The organism is Rugosimonospora acidiphila, from assembly GCF_039543385.1.
In the GTDB taxonomy this organism is placed as follows: Bacteria; Actinomycetota; Actinomycetes; order Mycobacteriales; family Micromonosporaceae; genus Rugosimonospora; species Rugosimonospora acidiphila.
The window spans coordinates 362,849-380,501 of record NZ_BAABJQ010000001.1; the positions used below are offsets into that span (position 1 = coordinate 362,849).

Genomic DNA, 17,653 nt, shown 5'->3' on the forward strand with positions numbered 1-17,653 from the left:
GGTGAGGTCACCGGCGCCGGACGCCTCAGGCCGTCTGCGCCGGTGCCTCACCGGTGACGAGGTACACGATCTGCTCGCCGGCGTTCACGGCGTGGTCGGCGAACCGCTCGTACCAGCGGGCGAGCAGCGCGCCATCGATGGCCGCCTCGACCCCGTGCCGCCAGGCGGTGCCCAGCAGCAGCCCGAAGAGCTGCTTGTTCAGCTCGTCCATCTCGTCGTCGTCGCGCTCCAGTTCGGCGGCGCGCTTGGCGTCCGTGGACTGCAGGATCTCGGCGATCTTCCCGGAGATCCGGTCGGCGACCCGGGCCATGTCCCTGACCACGGGTACCAGTTCGTCGGGCACCGCGCTGTTCGGCAGCCGGCGCAGGCAGGTCTTCGCGACATGGTCGGCGAGGTCGCCCATCCGCTCCAGGTCGGCCGCCACGTGGATCGCCGTGACCACCTGGCGCAGGTCGGAGGCGACCGGCGCCTGCCGGGCGAGCAGGTCGTAGACCTTGTCCTCGACCTGGCTGCGGTAAGCGTTGATCTCGGCGTCGCCGTACACGACCTCCTCGGCACCGGTCTGGTCGGCGGCCAGTAGGGCTTCGGTCGCCCGGCGCATCGCGGACCGGACTCCCTCGGCCATCGCGACCAGGGTCTGCCCGACGCTGGCCAGGTCTGCTCGGTATTCCTCGCGCATGTCGCTCCCAAGGACGTTCACGGATCTGGGGGCCGGCCGCGTCGCGGGTCTTCGCGGGTCTGGTCGGCCGGTCAGACCGGTCAAGAGGTGGTCGCGGCTGGCCCATGGTCCAGACCGCTCAGCTGGTGTTTTACTGTAAGTTCCGGCGTGACGGTAGGTGGGCGGAGCGTCGCCGCGGTGAACCCCGGTGAACTGCGCGAATCCGACCAGTGAATTCTGTGCGTCGGGTGTCCCATTCGTCCTTTGCTGCGAAATCGTTAGGTTAACAACCCGCCTACGATCATTGCGTGGAGTGGATGCGCCGTCGCGGCGCCAAGGATCGCGGCGGGCCGACTGCGCAGCATTCGGCTTCGTACACGGAGGACTCGGTGGAGCAAGAGGCCGCCCGGAGCACCTCGATCAAGGGGCTTGGCCAGCGGAGTCTGGACGCGCTGCGGGTCGGCGTGCTGGTGCTGGACGAGGAAGACCGCCCGGTGCTCGCCAACCCGGCCGCCAGGGAGCTCGGCCTGCTTCGGGCCGGCACGGTGGCCGGGGGTACCCCGGTCGCGCACACCGTCGTGCGTACCCTGGCCGGCCAGGCCCGGCGTACCGGCACCCGGCGGGAGGTGGAGCTCGACCTGCCCCGGGGCAATGGCCGTGATCCGCTAGGAGTGCACATCAGGGCCGTGGCGCTCGGCGACGGCCACGTCACCGTCGAGGCGGCCGACGTCACGGAGGCGCACCGGGTGGCCCGGGTACGCCGGGACTTCGTGGCCAACGTGAGCCACGAGCTGAAGACCCCGGTCGGAGCCCTACAGCTGCTGGCCGAGGCGCTGCTGGACGCCCTGGAGACCGACGGGGACGGGCCGCCCGACCCGGAGGCCGCCCGCCGGTTCGCCGAGCGGATCCAGCACGAGTCGACCCGAATGGGACGTCTGGTCACCGAACTGCTCGAACTCTCCCGCCTCCAGGGCGGCGAGCCGCTGCCCGAGCCGGCGCCGGTGCCGGTCGACCGGATCGTGGCGGAGGTGATCGACCGCACCCGTACCCCGGCCTCGGCCAAGGGCATCGAGGTCACCTTCTCCGGCACCCGGGGCCTGACCGTGTACGGCAGCGAGAGCCAGCTGATGACCGCGGTGGCCAACCTCGCCGAGAACGCGGTGGTGTACTCGCCGGACGCCGGGGTCGGTTCGCCGGACGGGGTCGGCGAGGAGCCGCCGCTGAAGGTGACCATCGACGCGGGGGTCAAGGGGGAGTTCGTCGAGATCTCGGTGACCGACCGGGGCATCGGCATCGAGCCCAAGGATCTCGACCGGATCTTTGAGCGGTTCTACCGGGCCGACAAGGCGCGCTCCCGGGCCACCGGGGGCACCGGGCTCGGCCTGGCGATCGTCAAGCACATCGCGACCAACCATGGTGGACAGGTCGATGTGGTCAGTACGTTCGGTGAGGGTTCGACGTTCATCCTGCGGCTTCCGGCACGCCCACCGGACGACGCGCTTCCGCTACCGCCGTCGGTTGTGATCGCGGCGGGATACTCCGCCGCGGAGTTGCAGTGAAAGGAAAGGCTTAGTGGCCCGCGTGCTGGTCGTCGAGGACGAAGAGTCGTTCTCAGACGCTTTGTCATACATGCTGCGCAAGGAGGGCTTCGAGGTCTCCGTCGCGGCCACGGGTACCCAGGCGCTGACCGAATTCGACCGGACCGGCGCGGACATCGTCCTGCTGGACCTCATGCTGCCGGAGATGTCCGGTACCGAGGTGTGCCGGCAGCTGCGTTCCCGGTCGCACGTACCCATCATCATGGTCACCGCCCGCGATTCGGAGATCGACAAGGTGGTCGGGCTGGAGATCGGTGCCGACGACTACGTCACGAAGCCCTACTCGCCCCGGGAACTGGTCGCGAGGGTCCGCGCGGTGCTGCGCCGGCAGGTCGGTGAGGCGGTCGAGGTGACCGCGCCCACTCTGGCCGCCGGTCCGGTCCGGATGGACGTCGAACGGCACGTGGTGACGGTCTCCGGCGACGCGGTGCCGCTGCCGCTCAAGGAGTTCGAGCTGCTGGAGATGCTGCTACGCAACGCGGGCCGGGTGCTCACCCGGGGCCAGCTGATCGACCGGGTCTGGGGCGCCGACTACGTGGGCGACACCAAGACCCTGGACGTCCACGTGAAGCGGCTCCGGTCCAAGATCGAGCCGGAGCCCTCGACGCCGCGGCACATCGTCACGGTCCGGGGACTGGGCTACAAGTTCGAGCCCTAGGCCGGGTCACCGGGTCAGGTCCGGGCGCCCAGCGGCGCTACCGGATCGACGCCCGGGATTGGCCCCGCCCGGCGAGCGGCCGGCCAGCCGCCGACCGGCGGTGAGCCGAGCCGCCGCGGGCGGGCGTGCTCAGTCCTTGCTCCGGGCCTGCGCGGGCTGGCGGCGCTCCGCGGTCTTGTTCCGGGCGGGCTGGCTCGCGATGACCGGGATCGTCTTGCGCTGCGGGCTGGCCGGGTGCGGCGCCACCAGCCCGAGCTCCGACCGGGCCGCGCACAGCTCGGCCAGCTTGGCGTACGCCGCCTTGCCGACCAGCGCGGTCAGCTCGGGCTCGTACGAGCGGTAGAGCGGCTCGGCTCCGACGTGCGCCTCCGGCGATGAGGTGCACCACCAGTCCAGGTCGTGCCCACCCTCGCCCCAGCCGCGCCGGTCGAACTCGGTGATGGTCGACACCAGGACCTTGGTGCCGTCCGGCCGGGTGGCCCAGTCCTGGTCCCGGCGGATCGGCAGCTGCCAGCAGACGTCCGGCTTGTACTCCAGCGGGTGCGCCCCGTCGCGCAGTGCCTGAGCGTGCAGCGCGCAGCCGCCACCGCCGGCGAAGTCCGCGTCGTTGAGGAACACACACGGCCCGCCGTCGCGGGTCGCCGTGCGCCTGGCCGGATTCGTGCCGTCCACGGTGTCCATCTCGGTGTAGTTCTTGAATCCCCGCCGGTAGTGCTGCCAGGTCTGCGGGGTCAGCTTCTTGGCGGATTCGCGGGTGCGCTTCTCGTCGTCGGCATCCGTGAAGAACGCGCCGTGAGAGCAGCAGCCGTCGCCGGAGCGCCCCTTGATGATCCCGTGGCAGGCCTTTCCGAACACACAGGTCCAGGCGGACAGCAACCAGGTCAGGTCGGCCCTGATCATGTGCTCGGGATCTGCCGGGTCTGGAAACTCGATCCATTCCCGGGGAAAGTCCAGCCCAACCTCCAGGCTGCGGGGATCGGTCGGGTCGTCGACGGACGCGCGGATGCTCATCGGACTAGCGTATGCCGCATGCGACTCGGTGTCCTCGACGTCGGCTCCAACACCGTGCATCTTCTGGTGGTCGACGCACATGCCGGTGCCCATCCGTGGCCGGCCCATTCGGAAAAGGCCGTCCTGCGCCTGGCGGAACAGATCAAGCCGGACGGCCGGCTGTCCACCCAGGGCGCGGACGCGCTGGTAACCGCTGTCCGTGACGCCCGCAAGGCGGCGGAGCAGCTGCAGACCGAGGATCTGCTGGCGTTCGCCACCTCGGCGGTGCGGGACGCGACCAACTCGGCCGAGGTGCTCGCCAGGGTGCGCCGGGAGACCGGGGTGGAGCTGCGGGTGCTCTCCGGAGAGGGCGAGGCTCGGATGACCTTTCTCGCGGTACGGCGCTGGTTCGGCTGGTCGTCCGGCCGGCTGCTGGTGCTGGACATCGGCGGGGGCTCCCTGGAATTGGCCGCCGGGATCGACGAGGAGCCGGACATCGCCCTGTCCGTGCCGCTGGGGGCCGGCCGGCTGACCCGGGAGCGGCTGCACGGCTCCCCGCCCAAGGCGGGCGACGTCGACGCTCTGATCGAGTACGCGGAGAAGGTGGTCGACGGGGCGGCCCGGGTCATCGAGCCGAGCGGGTGGGACCGGCCGGTGGCCACCTCGAAGACCTTCCGCACCCTGGCCCGGCTGGCGGGCGCGGCGCCGTCGGGGGCCGGTCCGCTGACCCCCCGGGTGCTCACCCGTACGGGACTGCACCAGGTGCTCGCCTTCATCCGGCACATCCCGTCCAGCGCGCTGGGCGAGATGGACGGGGTCAGCGCGCCGAGGGCGCACCAGTTGCTGGCGGGCGCGGTGGTGGCGGAGGCCACAATGCGCCGGCTCAACATCGAGGAGCTACAGATCTGCCCGTGGGCGCTGCGCGAGGGTGTGATTCTGCGCAGGCTGGACATTTTGGAGACTTGAGGGGCATCGGCCCCGCCCGGAATGTGGAACGGATTCCATTTGTCCGGACGATTCGGGCCGGGCTACCTCCCCGGCGCTACTCTGGCGGTGTGATTCCTGTCCTGCTTTCGACCTCGTCGGTCTTCCCCGAGCCCACCTCGGCCGCCTTCGCGATGGCCGCCGCCCTCGGGTACGACGGGATCGAGGTGATGGTCTGGACCGACGCCGTGAGCCAGGACGCCGGGGCACTGCGCGGCCTGTCCGAGCACTACGGCGTGCCGGTCGGCTCCGTCCACGCCCCCTGCCTGCTGGTCACCCAGCGGGTCTGGAGCCCCGATCCGTGGGAGCGGCTGCGCCGCAGCGCGCGGCTGGCCGAGGCGTTGTCGGCCCCCATCGTGGTGGTGCACCCGCCCTTCAGCTGGCAGCGGGACTACGCCCGGACCTTCTCCTCCGGCATCGCCCGGCTGCGCGAACAGCACCCGAGCATCACGTTCGCGGTGGAGAACATGTTCCCGGTGCGGATGGCCGGGCGGGAGTTCGTACCCTATTCGCCGGGTTGGGACCCGACCAAGGTCGGGTTCGACGCGTACACGCTGGACCTGTCGCACTGCGCCGCCGCGCACGGTGACTCGCTGGCGATGGCCGACGCGATGGGCTCGTCCCTCGCCCACGTGCACCTCGGCGACGGCACCGGCGAGGCGCGCGACGAGCACCTGGTGCCGGGCCGGGGCACCCAGCCGTGCGCCGCGCTGCTGGCGTCGCTGTCCGGGCGAAAGTTCACCGGCTCGATAGCGGTCGAGGTGTCCACCCGGCGGGCGGCCAGCCGCTCCGAGCGCGAGGCGGACCTGGCCGAGTCGCTGAGGTTCGCGCGCACACACCTCGCTCAGACGTCCACTGTGGACGTCTGAGCGAGGCTTTCCATGGGTCTGGCTCGGCGCGTCCGCGCAGGCGCGACGACCCGGACCGGTCGGTCGCTGGGGAGGGTCAGCCCACCGGGGTCAGCGCGTCAGCGGCGCGCTTTCGGGCCCGGTGCGCCGCGACGTGTGAGCGGGTGGCGCAGCGTTCCGAGCAGAACCTGCGGCAGCAGTTGGAGGACGTGTCCAGGTAGACGTTGCCGCACCGTTCGTCGGCGCACACGCCGAAGCGGGCGCTGCCGTACTCGCAGAGCCAGACCGCCAGCCCCCAGACGGCGCCGGCGAGGTATTCGGCACTGATCGTCGAGCCGCGGCTGGTGACGTGCATGTGCCAGTCGGCCGCGTCGTGGCCGGAGATGCGGGGCTGGACCGGGTGCGCGTCGAGCAGGGCGTTGAGGGCGGCCACCGCCTCGGCGTCCCGGTGGCCGGTGCCCAGTTCGAAGACCTCGCGCAGCCTCTTCTGGGCGCGACGGAGGGCGGCGATGTCCCGTTCGGTGGTCTCGCACTGCAACCGTGACCCGGAGTCGAAGAGGCTTCTCAGGTCATCGAGATCGTCTAGCGGCGCGTTAACAAGATCGACAGCCCGGTGGGCGTACGCGTCGAAGTTCACGCGACAACGGTAGACGGTGTCGGCGAGCCCGGCGCAATCTAGGTACGCCGATGGCTATCTTGTTACATAGTGTGGGACGAAACGCTCATATCCGTCTACCCCGGACTCCCGCAGGCCGGCCCCGGCGGTGTGCGTCCGCCCGCCCTCCCCGCTGACCATCCAGCTGGTCAGCACCACCGGATTACCCGAGAAGCTGGGCGGTTGCGGCAGTTCCAGGGTCCGTCCCGGGAACGCCGGCAGCAGGTTCGGGTGGTCCGGGTACAGCTGCCACAGGGTGGCCAGCAGCGGCGTTCCGGCCAGCAGCAGCTTCCACGGCGGCTCGATCCAGGTCGTCATGGCGTTGGCCGCCGTCGCGACCCGCCCGTACGGTTCGCGGATCATCCACTCCCACGGGTAGCGCTTGAAGCAGGTGACGATGGGGGTGCTCTCGTCGTCGAGGAACCGCTCGCCGTCCCACCCGATCTCGTGCATGGGTATCAGCCGGGGAGCGAGGCCGGCCTGCTCGGCGAGGCCGGCCAGGTACCCGGCGGCCAACTCGTCGCCGCCGGCCGGATCGAGCTGCGACCAGCCGAAGTGGACCGTCGGGTGGCGCAGGCCCTGCGCTATCGCCCGCCAGCCGGCCAGCAGCCGCTCGTGCAGGTTGTTCCACTGGTCCTGGTCGGGTCTGGTCTGCTCCAGCCAGTACCACTGCGCGATGGAGGTCTCCACCAGGCCGCCCGGCACGTCGGACCGGCAGTCCAGCAGCTTGGGCGCGCGATGCCCGTCGTACCACAGGTCCAGTCGCGTGCACAGGCTCGGCGCCCCGGACAGCAGGGATGCCTGGATGGCCGGTACGGCCCACTCCGGCACCCCGAATTCCGCGTACCGCCCCTGCTCGACCACGTGCCGTGCGGCCGCGAGGCACATGTCGTAGAGCTCCGCGGTCAGCGCCTCGAGCCGCAGGACCTCCCCGAGGTCAAGGACATAGCAGGCGCTTTCGTCCCATCGGGCAAGAGACACTCCCTGCTCCCGTACCGTCTGCTGCCACCCAGTCCGGGGCGTACTGCTGATCCGGTGCATCGGTCCTCCACTCGGCAGGAACAGAGGTTAGCGGGTCGAAGGTATTCGTGGGCGATACGCTCGCCCCATGCTCCGAACGGCCATCCTCGCCGCGGCTCGGTCGACCCGGGTTGAGCGGCTCGTGCAGACGGTCCCGCTGAGTCGGGACGTGGTTGCCCGGTTCGTGGCGGGCGCGGCCACCGACGACGCGCTGCGGGCCACCCGTGAGCTCGTCGCCCAGGGACTCAAGGTGACTCTCGACTACCTCGGCGAGGACACCCAGACGCCCGGGCAGGCGGCGGCCACCAAGGATGAGTACCTGCGGTTGCTCAAGTCACTCGCCGACGCCGGGGTCACCCCGGCCGCCGAGATCAGCGTCAAGCTCTCCGCGCTGGGTCAGCGGTTCGACGAGGCGCTTTCCTGCGAGTACGCGCATACCATCTGTGAGCTCGCCGCGTCGCTGGGGACCACGGTGACCCTCGACATGGAGGACGCCGCGACCACCGACCTGACGCTGGACACCCTGGCGCGGCTGCGGCAGGACTTCCCGACCGCGGGCGCGGTGCTACAGGCGTACCTGCGCCGCACGGAGGGGGACTGCCGTGAGCTGGCCACCCCGGGCTCCCGGATCCGGCTGTGCAAGGGCGCGTACTCGGAGCCGGAGTCGGTGGCCTTCCAGTCCACCGTGGACGTGGACAAGTCGTACGTTCGCTGCCTCAACATCCTGATGTCCGGGCCGGGGTACCCGATGATCGCGACCCATGATCCGCGCCTGATCGCGATCGGGGAGGACCGCGCGAAGTGGTTCGACCGCGGGCCGGAGGAGTTCGAGTTCCAGATGCTCTACGGGATCCGGCCGGAGGAGCAGCGCCGGCTGGCGGCCGCCGGGTACCAGGTGCGGATCTACGTCCCGTATGGGGAGCAGTGGTACGGGTACCTGATGCGCCGGCTCGCCGAGCGCCCGGCGAACCTGGTCTTCTTCGCCCGGGCCCTGGCGTCCCGGCGGTAGCTCGCCCGGCCGAGAGGTCCGTCCCCCGGAAGATGCGCCATACGGGACCAAATGTGAGAAGCCGTCGCGCGCTTCACACCAGTACCGGTACCGTTCTAGTTACACGCGCGTTCCCCGCCCCGGTGGCGCTCGCTGTCCCGACGGCGGAACGCGCCGGGACAGGGACCGAGGGTGAGCCATGGCAGGATCCTCACACTCCGAGGGCAGGTTGGCGGAGGTTCAGTTTCTGACCGTCGCCGAGGTGGCGGAGCTGATGCGGGTGTCCAAGATGACCGTCTACCGGCTGGTGCACTCCGGTGACCTCACGGCGGTCAGGGTCGGGCGGTCGTTCCGGGTGCCGGAGCACGCCGTCCACGCCTATCTCCGCGACGCGTTCCAGAGGTCGGCCTGACCCGACCCGAGCCAGGGGCATGGGCCGATTTCCCCTCACCGTAACCGGCCGGCTAGGCTTACCGGGTTTAATCAAGCGCACAGGTCGAGGGGAACACTCGTATGGGCTCGGTGGTCAAGAAGCGCCGCAAGCGGATGGCCAAGAAGAAGCATCGGAAGCTGCTGCGTAAGACCCGCGTCCAGCGTCGCCGTCTCGGCAAGTAGCTAGGCCGCCGCCTCGGCGGACGGGCACAGGCACCCCTCGCTCGGATCCTTCTGGCGATTACGCGGAGGAGTGACGTGAGCACCGGTCAGGAGCGCCGCATCAACGGCGCCACCCCGCGCCGGCGCCCTCGTGGCCCCGCTGTGGTGCTGGTCACCGGCGTGGCCCGATATCTCGGCGCCCAGGTTGCCGCTCGGCTCGCCGCCGATCCCCGGATCGGGCGGGTCATCGGGCTGGACAGCGAGGAGCCGCCGGCCGAGTCGGCCATCCTGCTCGCCGGCGGTGTCGAGTTCGTCGCGGCGGACATCACCACGACCGAGCCCGCGAAGATCATTGCTTCCGAGCGGGTGGAGGCGGTGGTTCACCTCGCCGTGGCCGGTGACCGGCGTGCCGGTGGCCGGCCTGCGATGAAAGAGCAGAACGTCATCGGCACGATGCAGTTGCTCGCCGCCTGCCAGCAGGCCCCGCACCTGCGCAAGATCGTGATCCGGTCGTCCACGGCGGCGTACGGGGCGTCCTTCCGCGATCCGGCGGTGTTCACCGAGGACACCGAGCCGCGAGAGGTGCCCCGGGGCGGGTTCGCCCGCGACGTGCTCGACATCGAGGGCTACGTGCGCGGCTTCCTGCGCCGGCGCAGCGACGTGGCGGCCACGGTGCTGCGCTTCGCGCCGTTCATCGGCCGGCGGGCGAACACCAGTCTGACCCGGTATTTCGCGCTCCCGCTGGTGCCCACCGTGCTCGGCCGGGACCCCCGGCTGCAGTTCATCCACGTGGACGACGCGCTGGAGGTGCTGCACCGCTCGGTGGTCGAGGACCACCCGGGCACCTTCAACGTGGCGGGCGCCGGCGTGATCACGCTCTCCCAGGCGGTACGCCGGGCGAACCGGGTAGCCATTCCGGTGACGGAGCAGGGGCTGTCCGCCGCGGCCGGGATGGCCCGCTCCGGCGTCAAGTTCAGCCTCGATCAGCTGGACCTGTTCGTGCACGGCCGGGTGGTGGACACCAGCCGGCTGATCCGGGAGTACGGGTACACGCCGCTGTCCACGTCCGACGCGTTCGCCGACTTCCTGCGGGGTACCGGGGCGGGCGGCATCGTCCCCGAGGACGCCATCGGCGCCGCGGAGCGGACCATCCTCGGTGGGATCCGCGCGGCACGGGCCGCCCTGCGGGGCGCGTCATGACCGATTTCGAGAACCGCCTCGCCGGCCCGTACCCGAACGGAGCCGGCCACCTCACGCCCGCGGCCCCGCCGGGCGGCCGCGCCCCGCGTGCCTTCAGGGCCGCCGCTCCGGCCCCGGTCCCGGCCCTGCCGGAGCACGCGCCCGCGCCGGACCGGGAGACGCCCGACGTCTGGGACGGGCGGGTCGCCGGCGCTCTGGCGTTTCTGCGGCGCCGGCTCACGGGTGCGTACGAGGTCGACGAGTTCGGGTTCGACCAGGAACTGACCGACGGCGTGTTCTTCCCGCTGCTGCGGCTGTTCTACCGCGAGTGGTTCCGGGTCGACGTCGAGGGGATCGAAAATCTGCCGACCTCCGGGCCGGCCCTGGTGGTGGCGAACCACTCGGGCGTGGTCCCGATGGACGCGCTGATGCTCTCGGTGGCGGTGCACGACGAGCCCCCGGGCGGCCGGCACCTCCGGCTGCTCGGCGCCGACCTGGTGTTCCGGATGCCGTTCCTGTCGGAGCTTGCCCGCAAGCATGGCAGCACGCTGGCCTGCAACCCGGACGCCGAGCGGCTGCTTTCGGCCGGTGAGCTGGTCGGCGTGTTTCCGGAGGGCTTCAAGGGCGTCGGCAAGCCGTACCGCGACCGGTACAAGCTCCAGCGCTTCGGCCGGGGCGGGTTCGTCTCGGCCGCGCTGCGCACCGGTACCCCGATCGTCCCGGTGAGCATCGTCGGCGCCGAGGAGATCTACCCGATGATCGGCGAGATCAAGCCGATGGCCCGGCTGCTCGGGTGGCCGTACTTCCCGGTCACGCCGACGTTCCCCTGGCTCGGGCCGCTCGGCTTGGTGCCGCTGCCGTCCAAGTGGCTGATCAGCTTCGGCACCCCGATCGAGACCGCCGGCCGCGCAGAGCAGGCGGACGATCCCGCGGTCGTGTTCAACCTCGCCGACCAGGTTCGGGAGACCATCCAGCAGACCCTGTACGGGCTGCTGGAGCGGCGCGATCGGGACGCCTAGGACCTCGCCCGGCTAGCCGCTGTGGCCCTGCCGGCGCCGGATGGCGGCCGTGGCCAGGACCGCTCCGATGACCATGCCGGTACCGAGGGCGGACGGTACGGCGATCCGCGCGGCCTTGCGCCCGGTCCGGAAGTCTCGGATCTCCCAGTTACGCTGCCGTGCCTCCCGGCGCAGCGTGGCGTCCGGGTTGACCGCCACCGCGTGCCCGACCAGCGACAGCATCGGGAGATCGTTGGCGGAGTCGCTGTAGGCGGTGCAACGGCGCAGGTCCAGCCCCTCGTCGCCGGCCAGCGCGGCGATGGCCTCGGCCTTGGCGGGGCCGTGCAGCAGGTCACCGACCAGCCGGCCGGTATACCGGCCCTGGTCGACCTCGGCGACGGTGCCGAGCGCCCCGGTCAGCCCCAGCCGGTCGGCCATCACCTGGCCGAGCTCGATCGGCGCGGCGGTGACCAGCCACACCCGCTGCCCGGCGTCGAGGTGCAGCTGGGCCAGGGCGCGGGTGCCCGACCAGATCCGTTCGGCCATCAACTCGTCGAAGATCTCCTCGGAGAGCCGGCGCAGTTCGCCGACGGGCCAGCCCTTGACGAACGCGAGGGCGGCCTGCTTGGCGTGCGACATGTCGCCGTTGTGCTCCCGGGCGAGCAGCCGGAACCTGAGCTGACTCCAGGCAAAACGGGCTAGATCGGCTGTAGTGAAGTATTTACGGGCGGCCAAGCCCCGGGCCAGCCAGTAGACCGAGGCGCCCTGCATCATCGTGTTGTCGATGTCGAAGAAGGCGGCGGCGGACGAGTCGGCGGGCATGGTGAGGGCCTCCTCGAGTTCGGCCGCCGCCCAGCCCGCGAGCACCTCGTGCCGTGGTGTGCCGGACACGCTGCTCCCTTCCCGCGATGAGGTATCGACCCCTGCGAGGGTATCCGTCCCGGACAGGAATCAGATCCCGGTGACGCTGAGAGTCCCCAAAGAACGTCGCCATGGGTTTGCCGCAACCTCGCCGGGACCTGAACAAAGCCCGCCGGAAAACGGGCAGTTCCGCCCGCTGGGGAGCGTTCGAGGGCCCCGGTGACCGGGGCGGACGGGCCGGGCGCGGCGATCGGCCGGCCGATGGGCCCACGATGACCGGCCGACCCGAGGCAGTTACCGAGGGTCACCAATCCATCAGGGCCCGGCCGCGAGCGCGGGCGGGCCCTGATGTGAGTCGGCGATCGGAGCCGAAGAGCGATTGGAGACCTAGTGGCCGGACGCGGCGGGGCCCGTCTGGCCGGCGCGGGACGCGCCCGGGCACGGCGGCGGCTTGGGGCCCAGCGTGTCGGAGGCCGTGCCGTTCAGCCCGCAGGACAGCGACGCCCGCAGGGCCGCCGACCGCTCGCCGATCTGGTCCAGCAGCCGCAGCGACTGCGCCGCGCGGGTCCGCGCCAGACCCGTCAGGCCGGTGACCAGGCGCACCACCTCCGGCCGCTGCGTCGAGACGAAGTCGTCGATCAGGCTGAGCGCGGTCGGGTTGTGCTGGTTCAGCGCCATCGCGGTGAGCAGCCGGACCCCCTGGGTGGTCTCGGCGTCCATGTCACCGAGCGCCGCCTCCAGGCGGTTCGGGTCGTCGCGCACCGCCGTGGCCTCCATGCCCCGGTTGCGGGCGAAGCCCAGGTATGCCTGGCCCCTGTCGATGTCCGAGCCGGTCAGGGCGAGCTGAGCGTTCTCGGTGGACCGCTTGACCCCGTACAGCGGGTCGCCGGGCATCGCGTCGCCACTGGCCATGGACATGCCGGACAGGGCGAGCGTGCCGGCGGCGATGCCGATGATGATGGCGCCGCGGGTGCGCTTGCTGCCCACCACCGGGCGCTTCTTCCCCCGCACCGGGGTACCGGTCGCGCCACCCTGTGCGGAGGCGCTGCGGTACACCTCCCCGACGAGCTGGCGGCGCTGGTCCTTGCCGGCGGTGAGGCCGATGCCCTCCCGCTCCGCGGTGGCCACCAGCATGGCTCGCAGGCTGGTGCGGAAGTCCTGGTCCGGCGTCTCTTCCTTGGCCGGCTCCCGGGCTGATAGCAACCGGCCCAGCGCCACGGGGTCGGCGAGTTCATCGTCGATCGCGGTGCGGCTGTGCCGGCGACTTCTGCCGTCGGACTGGTCAAGGAGCTGGGCGAATCGTTCGGCGCGACGGTGGTCGAAAAACCCGGCAGCCATCACCCGCACCTCCTCCCCCTGGTGCCGCCGGTAGCGGCCCGGACGGCTGGCATCCGTTTCAACGCGCGAGTCGCGCTATCAGTTACGGGTGCCCCTCCGGCACTCGTCACGCCTGGAAACCGTCTGGGAGGAGGCGGGCCAGCGCGCGTACCGCACGGTACTGCAACGCCTTGATCGCGCCCTCGTTCTTGCCCATGGCCTGCGCCGTCTCGGCGACCGAGAACCCCTGCAGGAAGCGCAGCACTATGCATTCCTGCTGCTCGGGGTTGAGCTGCTTCACGGCGGTGAGCAGGGCGACGTTGGTGATGTGGTCGACGACCGCGGACTCCGGGCTGCCCTCCGGGCCGCGATCCTCGCGGTCGGCGTCCAGCACGTCGCCGGTGGTGACCTCCAGCCGGTACCGGCCGGACTTGAAGTGGTCGGCCACCAGGTTGCGGGCGATGGTCACCAGCCAGGCGCCGAGGTCGCGGCCCTGCCAGGTGAAGCTGCCGATGCGCTTGAGGGCGCGCAGGAAGGTGTCCGAGGTCAGGTCCTCGGCCAACTGCCGGTTGCCGACCCGGAAGTAGATGAACCGGAAGACCGTGTCCACGTACCGGTCGTAGATCAGCCCGAACGCCTCCGCCTCGCCGGCCTGAGCCCGCTCGACCAGCGTCCACACGGCCGCGGCCGCGTCCGACGGGTCCGGGCGGACCGGGAACCCGGGGGGAGCGCCGTCCGGCGGGCCGGTCCGCGTTGGTGGCGGCTCGGTGGCCTGGTTGCCGGAGGCGCCGTCGATCAGACCGGTGGTGGGGGCGCCCGGCCGCTGCGGCAGGGGCTCGGTGTCGCCGCCCAACTCTGGCGCCTGGACCGGCACCGGGCGGGCCGGAACGGCCAGCCTTCCGCCGACCGGCTTGGTGTTGCCGCCCGGGATGTGCCTGATCGGGATGTCGTTGACGTGTGGCCGGTTGCGCGTGCGGGAGCTGGTGCCGCCGTCGCCGTGCAGGACCGAGCTCAACATCTCGGTCATGCAGTCGCGCAGCACCGAGAGGCCCTCGGTCAGCGCGAGGCGCGCGGCGAGCACCTCTCGGCCGACGGACCCGGTCGGGCCCGGTCGGGAGGTCGAGGACGTGGGAGAGGGAGACGCGCCCGGGAACGACGCGGCGAGCGGGAAGGACGTGCCGGTGCCCGCACCAGCCAACTCGTAACGGGTCACCACACCTCCTCCGCCGGCCCGTGCGCCAGCGCCCACGGGGCGAGAGCCGGAGCGCTATGCGAAATCCGACTCCTGCCCACGAGGTGGTGGTGCGGTGCTTTAACGGGCACTGCGGCCTCCTCAGGCAGAGGGGTGTCGACACACGACACATTGGGTGGGCCGACCCCAGAAATAATAGGGCCAACGTCACCGGTACGTGCGGAGTCCGTTACACAGAGGCGAAGTATTTCGAAGACCCTTCGATACCCGTCGCACACGTTGTCCGCCGCTCGGTAATTGACAAGGCTTTGATGGGTAGGGCTCGCCGCTTTTCCGCGACACGCTCCCCGCCGATCGGCGTGTCGTGATCAGCGTGTCGCCCGGCGCGTCGCGAACCGCCGGGCGTGTCGAGCGGAATGGAGACCCTCGGGCCGCGAAAATCGACCCCCGCCACGATCGCCGTCCGGCGCTAGGGTGCCTTCGTGCAGGAGCCATCGAACGTTGCCGAGACGGTTCGCCGGGCCGCGCGAACCACCCCGGGAAGGGCCGCGTTGATCTGGCAGAACCAGGTGGTGACCTGGGCGGATCTCGATCGTCGTATCGATGATCTCGCTGCCGGGCTGCGCGCGCTCGACCTGCCCGCGAGCGACGGCCACCCGGCCCGGGTGGCGATCGCCCTGCCCAATGCGCCGGGATTCGTGGAGTCCTACTTCGCCGTGCTGCGCGCCGGCCTGGTAGCGGTGCCGGTCAATCCCGAGCTCACCGGGCGGGAACTGCGCCACGTCCTCGCCGATTCCGGGGCCGCCGTACTGGTGGGCACGCCGGAGGTGTGCGCCGCCGCCGACCTGATCGCCGACGGTCTGCCGCTGCGTCGGCGGTACCGGCCGGAGGCCGCGCCGACCGGGGGGCGCCCGCCCGAGCCGGTGAGCCCGGCCGGCGGCGAGGATCTCGCGGTACTGCTCTATACCAGCGGTACCGAGGGCAGCCCGAAGGGCGTCATGCTCTCTCACCGGGCCCTGCTGGCCAACCACGCTCAGCTCGCCCGGGTCGAGCCCCCGCCGATGGGCGCCGAGGACGTGCTGCTGCTCGCCCTGCCGCTGTTTCACTCGTACGGGCTGACCGCCGGGCTCGGCGCCCTGGCCTACCACGGGGCGACCGGGGTGCTGCTGGATCGCTTCGACGCGGCCGAGTCCCTGGGGCTGGTCGCCGCGCACCGGGTCACCATCGTGATCGGGGTGCCGGCGATGTTCGCGGCGTGGTCGCGGCTGCCCGATCTCGGCGAGGCGTTCGCGTCGGTGCGGCTGGCGGTCAGCGGCGCCGACCCGCTGCGCCCGTCGGCCGGCGCCCGGTTTCTCGAGGCGACCGGGCGCCGGGTCTTCGAGGGGTACGGCCTGACCGAGGCCGCGCCGGTGCTCACCTCGACGCTGGCCGCACCGGAGCCGAAGCCGGGATCCATCGGCCGGGCGATCCCCGGGGTGTCGCTCAAGCTGGTCTCCGCGTCCGGGGAGGCGATCGACGTCGCCGACGACGACTTCGACGACGACGCCGCGGGCTCGCCCGGCACCGATCCGGGCGAGATCGTCGCCCGGGGCGCGAACCTGTTCAGCGGGTACTGGTCGGACGGACGGGACGGCCCGGCCGCGGACGGCTGGTGGGCCACCGGCGACGTGGCCTACGCCGACGCCGACGGCGATCTGTTCCTGGTCGACCGGAAGCGGGAGCTGATCGTGGTCAACGGGTTCAACGTGTACCCGTACGAGGTCGAGCAGGTGCTCATGGCGCACCCGGCGGTACGGGAGGCGGCCGTGCTCGGCATCCCGCACTCGCACGCGGGCCAGTCCGTCAAGGCGTTCGTGGTCACCGTCGCCGAGGTCGGTGCCGACGAGCTGCTGGACCACTGCGCCCGCAGGCTGGCCAGGTTCAAGTGCCCGTCGGCCATCGAGTTCCTCCCATCGTTGCCACACTCGGCGACCGGCCGGGTGCGCAAGGCTCACCTGCGCGACCAGGGCTAGGTTGGTGACGTGACGACGCCCAGACTGACCTTGATCACCCGGCCCGGTTGCCACCTGTGTGACGTGGCAAAGGACGAGCTGGCCCGCATCGCGGCCGACACCGGCGAGGACTGGGACGAGCTGGACGTCGAGTCGGACGCCGCGCTGGAGGCGGAGTACGGCGACCGGGTACCGGTGATCATGCTGGACGGCAAGGAGCACGGGTACTGGCGGGTCGAGGAGGGCCGCCTCCGCCGCGACCTGGCCGGCTGATCGGTGCGGCGGGCCGATCAATCGTGGGCCGGTCGATGCGGCGAGCCGGTCGCGGTGGCCGGTTAATCTCGGGCGGCCCGCTGCCGTCCGCGGCTAAGGTTGCCGGGTGCCACATCTTGTCTGGGACTGGAACGGAACCCTGCTCGACGACCTGACCCTGGTGGTCGCCGCCACCAACGCCTCGCTGGCGGCCTGCGGCGGACCGGCGGTGACCGCGGACGAGCACCGGCGCGACTTCCGCCGGCCGGTCGCGGACTACTACGGCGGCGTGCTCGGTCGCCCGATCGACGAGGAGGAGTTCGCCCGGCTGGACAAGACGTTCCACCTCGCGTACTCCGACGGCCTCCCGGGCTGCCCGCTGTCCGCCGGCGCGTTGGACACGCTGCGATCCTGGGCGGGCTCCCAGTCCCTGCTCTCCATGTGGTTCCACGAGGAACTCGTGCCGACCGTGGAGCGGTACGGGCTGAACACGTACTTCGCCCGGGTCGACGGGCTGCGCGGCGTTCTCGGCGGCGGGTTCAAGGCCCCGCACCTGGCTAACCACCTGCGGGAACAGGGGTTGAAGGGTGCGGACTGCGTGCTGATCGGCGATTCGGTGGACGACGCGGTGGCCGCCCAGAGCGTGGGCGCCCGCTGCGTGCTCTACTCCGGTGGCTTCACCGACCGGGCGAGGCTGGTGGCCACCGGGGTGCCCGTGGTCGACACGCTGGCCGAGGCGGCGCTGCTGGCGGCCCGGCCCGCCGCGTAGCCGCCCGCCGGCCTGGCCGATCGGCTCGGGCGGGCGACCGGCTCGGGCGGGCGATCGGCTCGGGCGGGCGAGTGGGGCTCGGGCTCGGACCGCCGGCCGGG

19 protein-coding genes are annotated in these 17,653 nt (G+C 71.4%); 12 read left to right on the forward strand and 7 right to left on the reverse strand.

Features of this window, described 5'->3' with window-relative positions; all coding sequences use genetic code 11:
* Positions 1 to 25: 25 nt before the first annotated feature.
* Positions 26 to 679, reverse strand: a complete 654-nt coding sequence (phoU, locus tag ABEA87_RS01775; protein ID WP_345625366.1) for a phosphate signaling complex protein PhoU — start codon at positions 677 to 679, stop codon at positions 26 to 28.
* 296 nt (positions 680 to 975) lie between these two features.
* On the opposite strand from phoU, the gene ABEA87_RS01780 reads away from it, so the two are divergent.
* Both ABEA87_RS01780 and ABEA87_RS01785 read left to right on the forward strand, forming a co-directional pair.
* Positions 976 to 2,217, forward strand: a complete 1,242-nt coding sequence (locus ABEA87_RS01780; protein ID WP_345625754.1) for an ATP-binding protein — start codon at positions 976 to 978, stop codon at positions 2,215 to 2,217.
* A gap of 13 nt (positions 2,218 to 2,230) precedes the next feature.
* The gene (locus ABEA87_RS01785) at positions 2,231 to 2,914 is read left to right on the forward strand and encodes a response regulator transcription factor (RefSeq protein WP_345625368.1); all 684 of its coding nucleotides are present in this window, start codon (positions 2,231 to 2,233) and stop codon (positions 2,912 to 2,914) included.
* A gap of 129 nt (positions 2,915 to 3,043) precedes the next feature.
* On the opposite strand, the gene ABEA87_RS01790 is transcribed toward ABEA87_RS01785, so the two are convergent.
* Positions 3,044 to 3,925 (reverse strand): hypothetical protein, encoded by an 882-nt coding sequence (locus ABEA87_RS01790; protein ID WP_345625370.1) that lies wholly within the window; start codon positions 3,923 to 3,925, stop codon positions 3,044 to 3,046.
* An 18-nt stretch (positions 3,926 to 3,943) separates the two neighbouring features.
* On the opposite strand from ABEA87_RS01790, the gene ABEA87_RS01795 reads away from it, so the two are divergent.
* A complete protein-coding gene (locus ABEA87_RS01795) occupies positions 3,944 to 4,870 on the forward strand; it encodes a Ppx/GppA phosphatase family protein (RefSeq protein ID WP_345625371.1) in 927 nt (308 codons plus the stop codon).
* 152 nt (positions 4,871 to 5,022) lie between these two features.
* A complete protein-coding gene (locus ABEA87_RS01800) occupies positions 5,023 to 5,757 on the forward strand; it encodes a sugar phosphate isomerase/epimerase family protein (RefSeq protein WP_345625756.1) in 735 nt (244 codons plus the stop codon).
* 76 nt (positions 5,758 to 5,833) lie between these two features.
* On the opposite strand, the gene ABEA87_RS01805 is transcribed toward ABEA87_RS01800, so the two are convergent.
* On the reverse strand, positions 5,834 to 6,373 hold the full coding sequence (locus ABEA87_RS01805; protein WP_345625373.1) for a CGNR zinc finger domain-containing protein: 540 nt from the start codon (positions 6,371 to 6,373) through the stop codon (positions 5,834 to 5,836).
* 54 nt (positions 6,374 to 6,427) lie between these two features.
* Positions 6,428 to 7,432 carry a glutathionylspermidine synthase family protein gene (locus tag ABEA87_RS01810; protein WP_345625374.1) on the reverse strand — a complete coding sequence of 335 codons (1,005 nt, stop codon included), beginning with the start codon at positions 7,430 to 7,432 and terminating at the stop codon, positions 6,428 to 6,430.
* Between the two features lie 67 nt (positions 7,433 to 7,499).
* Between ABEA87_RS01810 and ABEA87_RS01815 the strand changes: the two genes are divergently transcribed.
* The 5 genes from ABEA87_RS01815 to ABEA87_RS01835 all read left to right on the forward strand — a co-directional run bounded on the left by ABEA87_RS01815 (position 7,500) and on the right by ABEA87_RS01835 (position 11,191).
* Positions 7,500 to 8,420, forward strand: a complete 921-nt coding sequence (locus ABEA87_RS01815; RefSeq protein WP_345625376.1) for a proline dehydrogenase family protein — start codon at positions 7,500 to 7,502, stop codon at positions 8,418 to 8,420.
* Between the two features lie 178 nt (positions 8,421 to 8,598).
* Entirely contained in the window at positions 8,599 to 8,811 is a 213-nt protein-coding gene (locus tag ABEA87_RS01820; protein ID WP_345625378.1) for a helix-turn-helix domain-containing protein, read from the forward strand.
* A gap of 101 nt (positions 8,812 to 8,912) precedes the next feature.
* Entirely contained in the window at positions 8,913 to 9,014 is a 102-nt protein-coding gene (locus tag ABEA87_RS01825; RefSeq protein ID WP_007465623.1) for a 30S ribosomal protein bS22, read from the forward strand.
* A 99-nt stretch (positions 9,015 to 9,113) separates the two neighbouring features.
* Positions 9,114 to 10,193, forward strand: coding sequence for an NAD-dependent epimerase/dehydratase family protein (locus tag ABEA87_RS01830; protein ID WP_425570728.1), 1,080 nt, complete (start codon positions 9,114 to 9,116; stop codon positions 10,191 to 10,193).
* Positions 10,190 to 11,191: a lysophospholipid acyltransferase family protein gene (locus tag ABEA87_RS01835; protein ID WP_345625381.1), complete on the forward strand. Its 1,002-nt coding sequence runs from the start codon at positions 10,190 to 10,192 to the stop codon at positions 11,189 to 11,191. Before ABEA87_RS01830 ends, ABEA87_RS01835 begins: the two co-directional genes overlap by 4 nt.
* 12 nt (positions 11,192 to 11,203) lie before the next feature.
* Here the strand turns inward: ABEA87_RS01835 and ABEA87_RS01840 are convergent, their stop codons facing one another.
* The 3 genes from ABEA87_RS01840 to ABEA87_RS01850 all read right to left on the reverse strand — a co-directional run bounded on the left by ABEA87_RS01840 (position 11,204) and on the right by ABEA87_RS01850 (position 14,375).
* Entirely contained in the window at positions 11,204 to 11,992 is a 789-nt protein-coding gene (locus ABEA87_RS01840) for an HAD family hydrolase (RefSeq protein WP_345625758.1), read from the reverse strand.
* Positions 11,993 to 12,418: 426 nt separating this feature from the next.
* Positions 12,419 to 13,369: a DUF5667 domain-containing protein gene (locus tag ABEA87_RS01845; RefSeq protein ID WP_345625383.1), complete on the reverse strand. Its 951-nt coding sequence runs from the start codon at positions 13,367 to 13,369 to the stop codon at positions 12,419 to 12,421.
* 106 nt (positions 13,370 to 13,475) lie between these two features.
* Positions 13,476 to 14,375 (reverse strand): ECF subfamily RNA polymerase sigma factor, BldN family, encoded by a 900-nt coding sequence (locus tag ABEA87_RS01850; protein ID WP_345625760.1) that lies wholly within the window; start codon positions 14,373 to 14,375, stop codon positions 13,476 to 13,478.
* Positions 14,376 to 15,022: 647 nt separating this feature from the next.
* Between ABEA87_RS01850 and ABEA87_RS01855 the strand changes: the two genes are divergently transcribed.
* From ABEA87_RS01855 to ABEA87_RS01865, 3 genes are all read left to right on the forward strand, one after another.
* Positions 15,023 to 16,552 (forward strand): AMP-binding protein, encoded by a 1,530-nt coding sequence (locus tag ABEA87_RS01855; protein ID WP_345625385.1) that lies wholly within the window; start codon positions 15,023 to 15,025, stop codon positions 16,550 to 16,552.
* Between the two features lie 9 nt (positions 16,553 to 16,561).
* On the forward strand, positions 16,562 to 16,804 hold the full coding sequence (locus tag ABEA87_RS01860; protein ID WP_345625387.1) for a glutaredoxin family protein: 243 nt from the start codon (positions 16,562 to 16,564) through the stop codon (positions 16,802 to 16,804).
* 106 nt (positions 16,805 to 16,910) lie between these two features.
* Positions 16,911 to 17,552 carry an HAD family hydrolase gene (locus ABEA87_RS01865; RefSeq protein ID WP_345625389.1) on the forward strand — a complete coding sequence of 214 codons (642 nt, stop codon included), beginning with the start codon at positions 16,911 to 16,913 and terminating at the stop codon, positions 17,550 to 17,552.
* Positions 17,553 to 17,653: the final 101 nt, after the last annotated feature.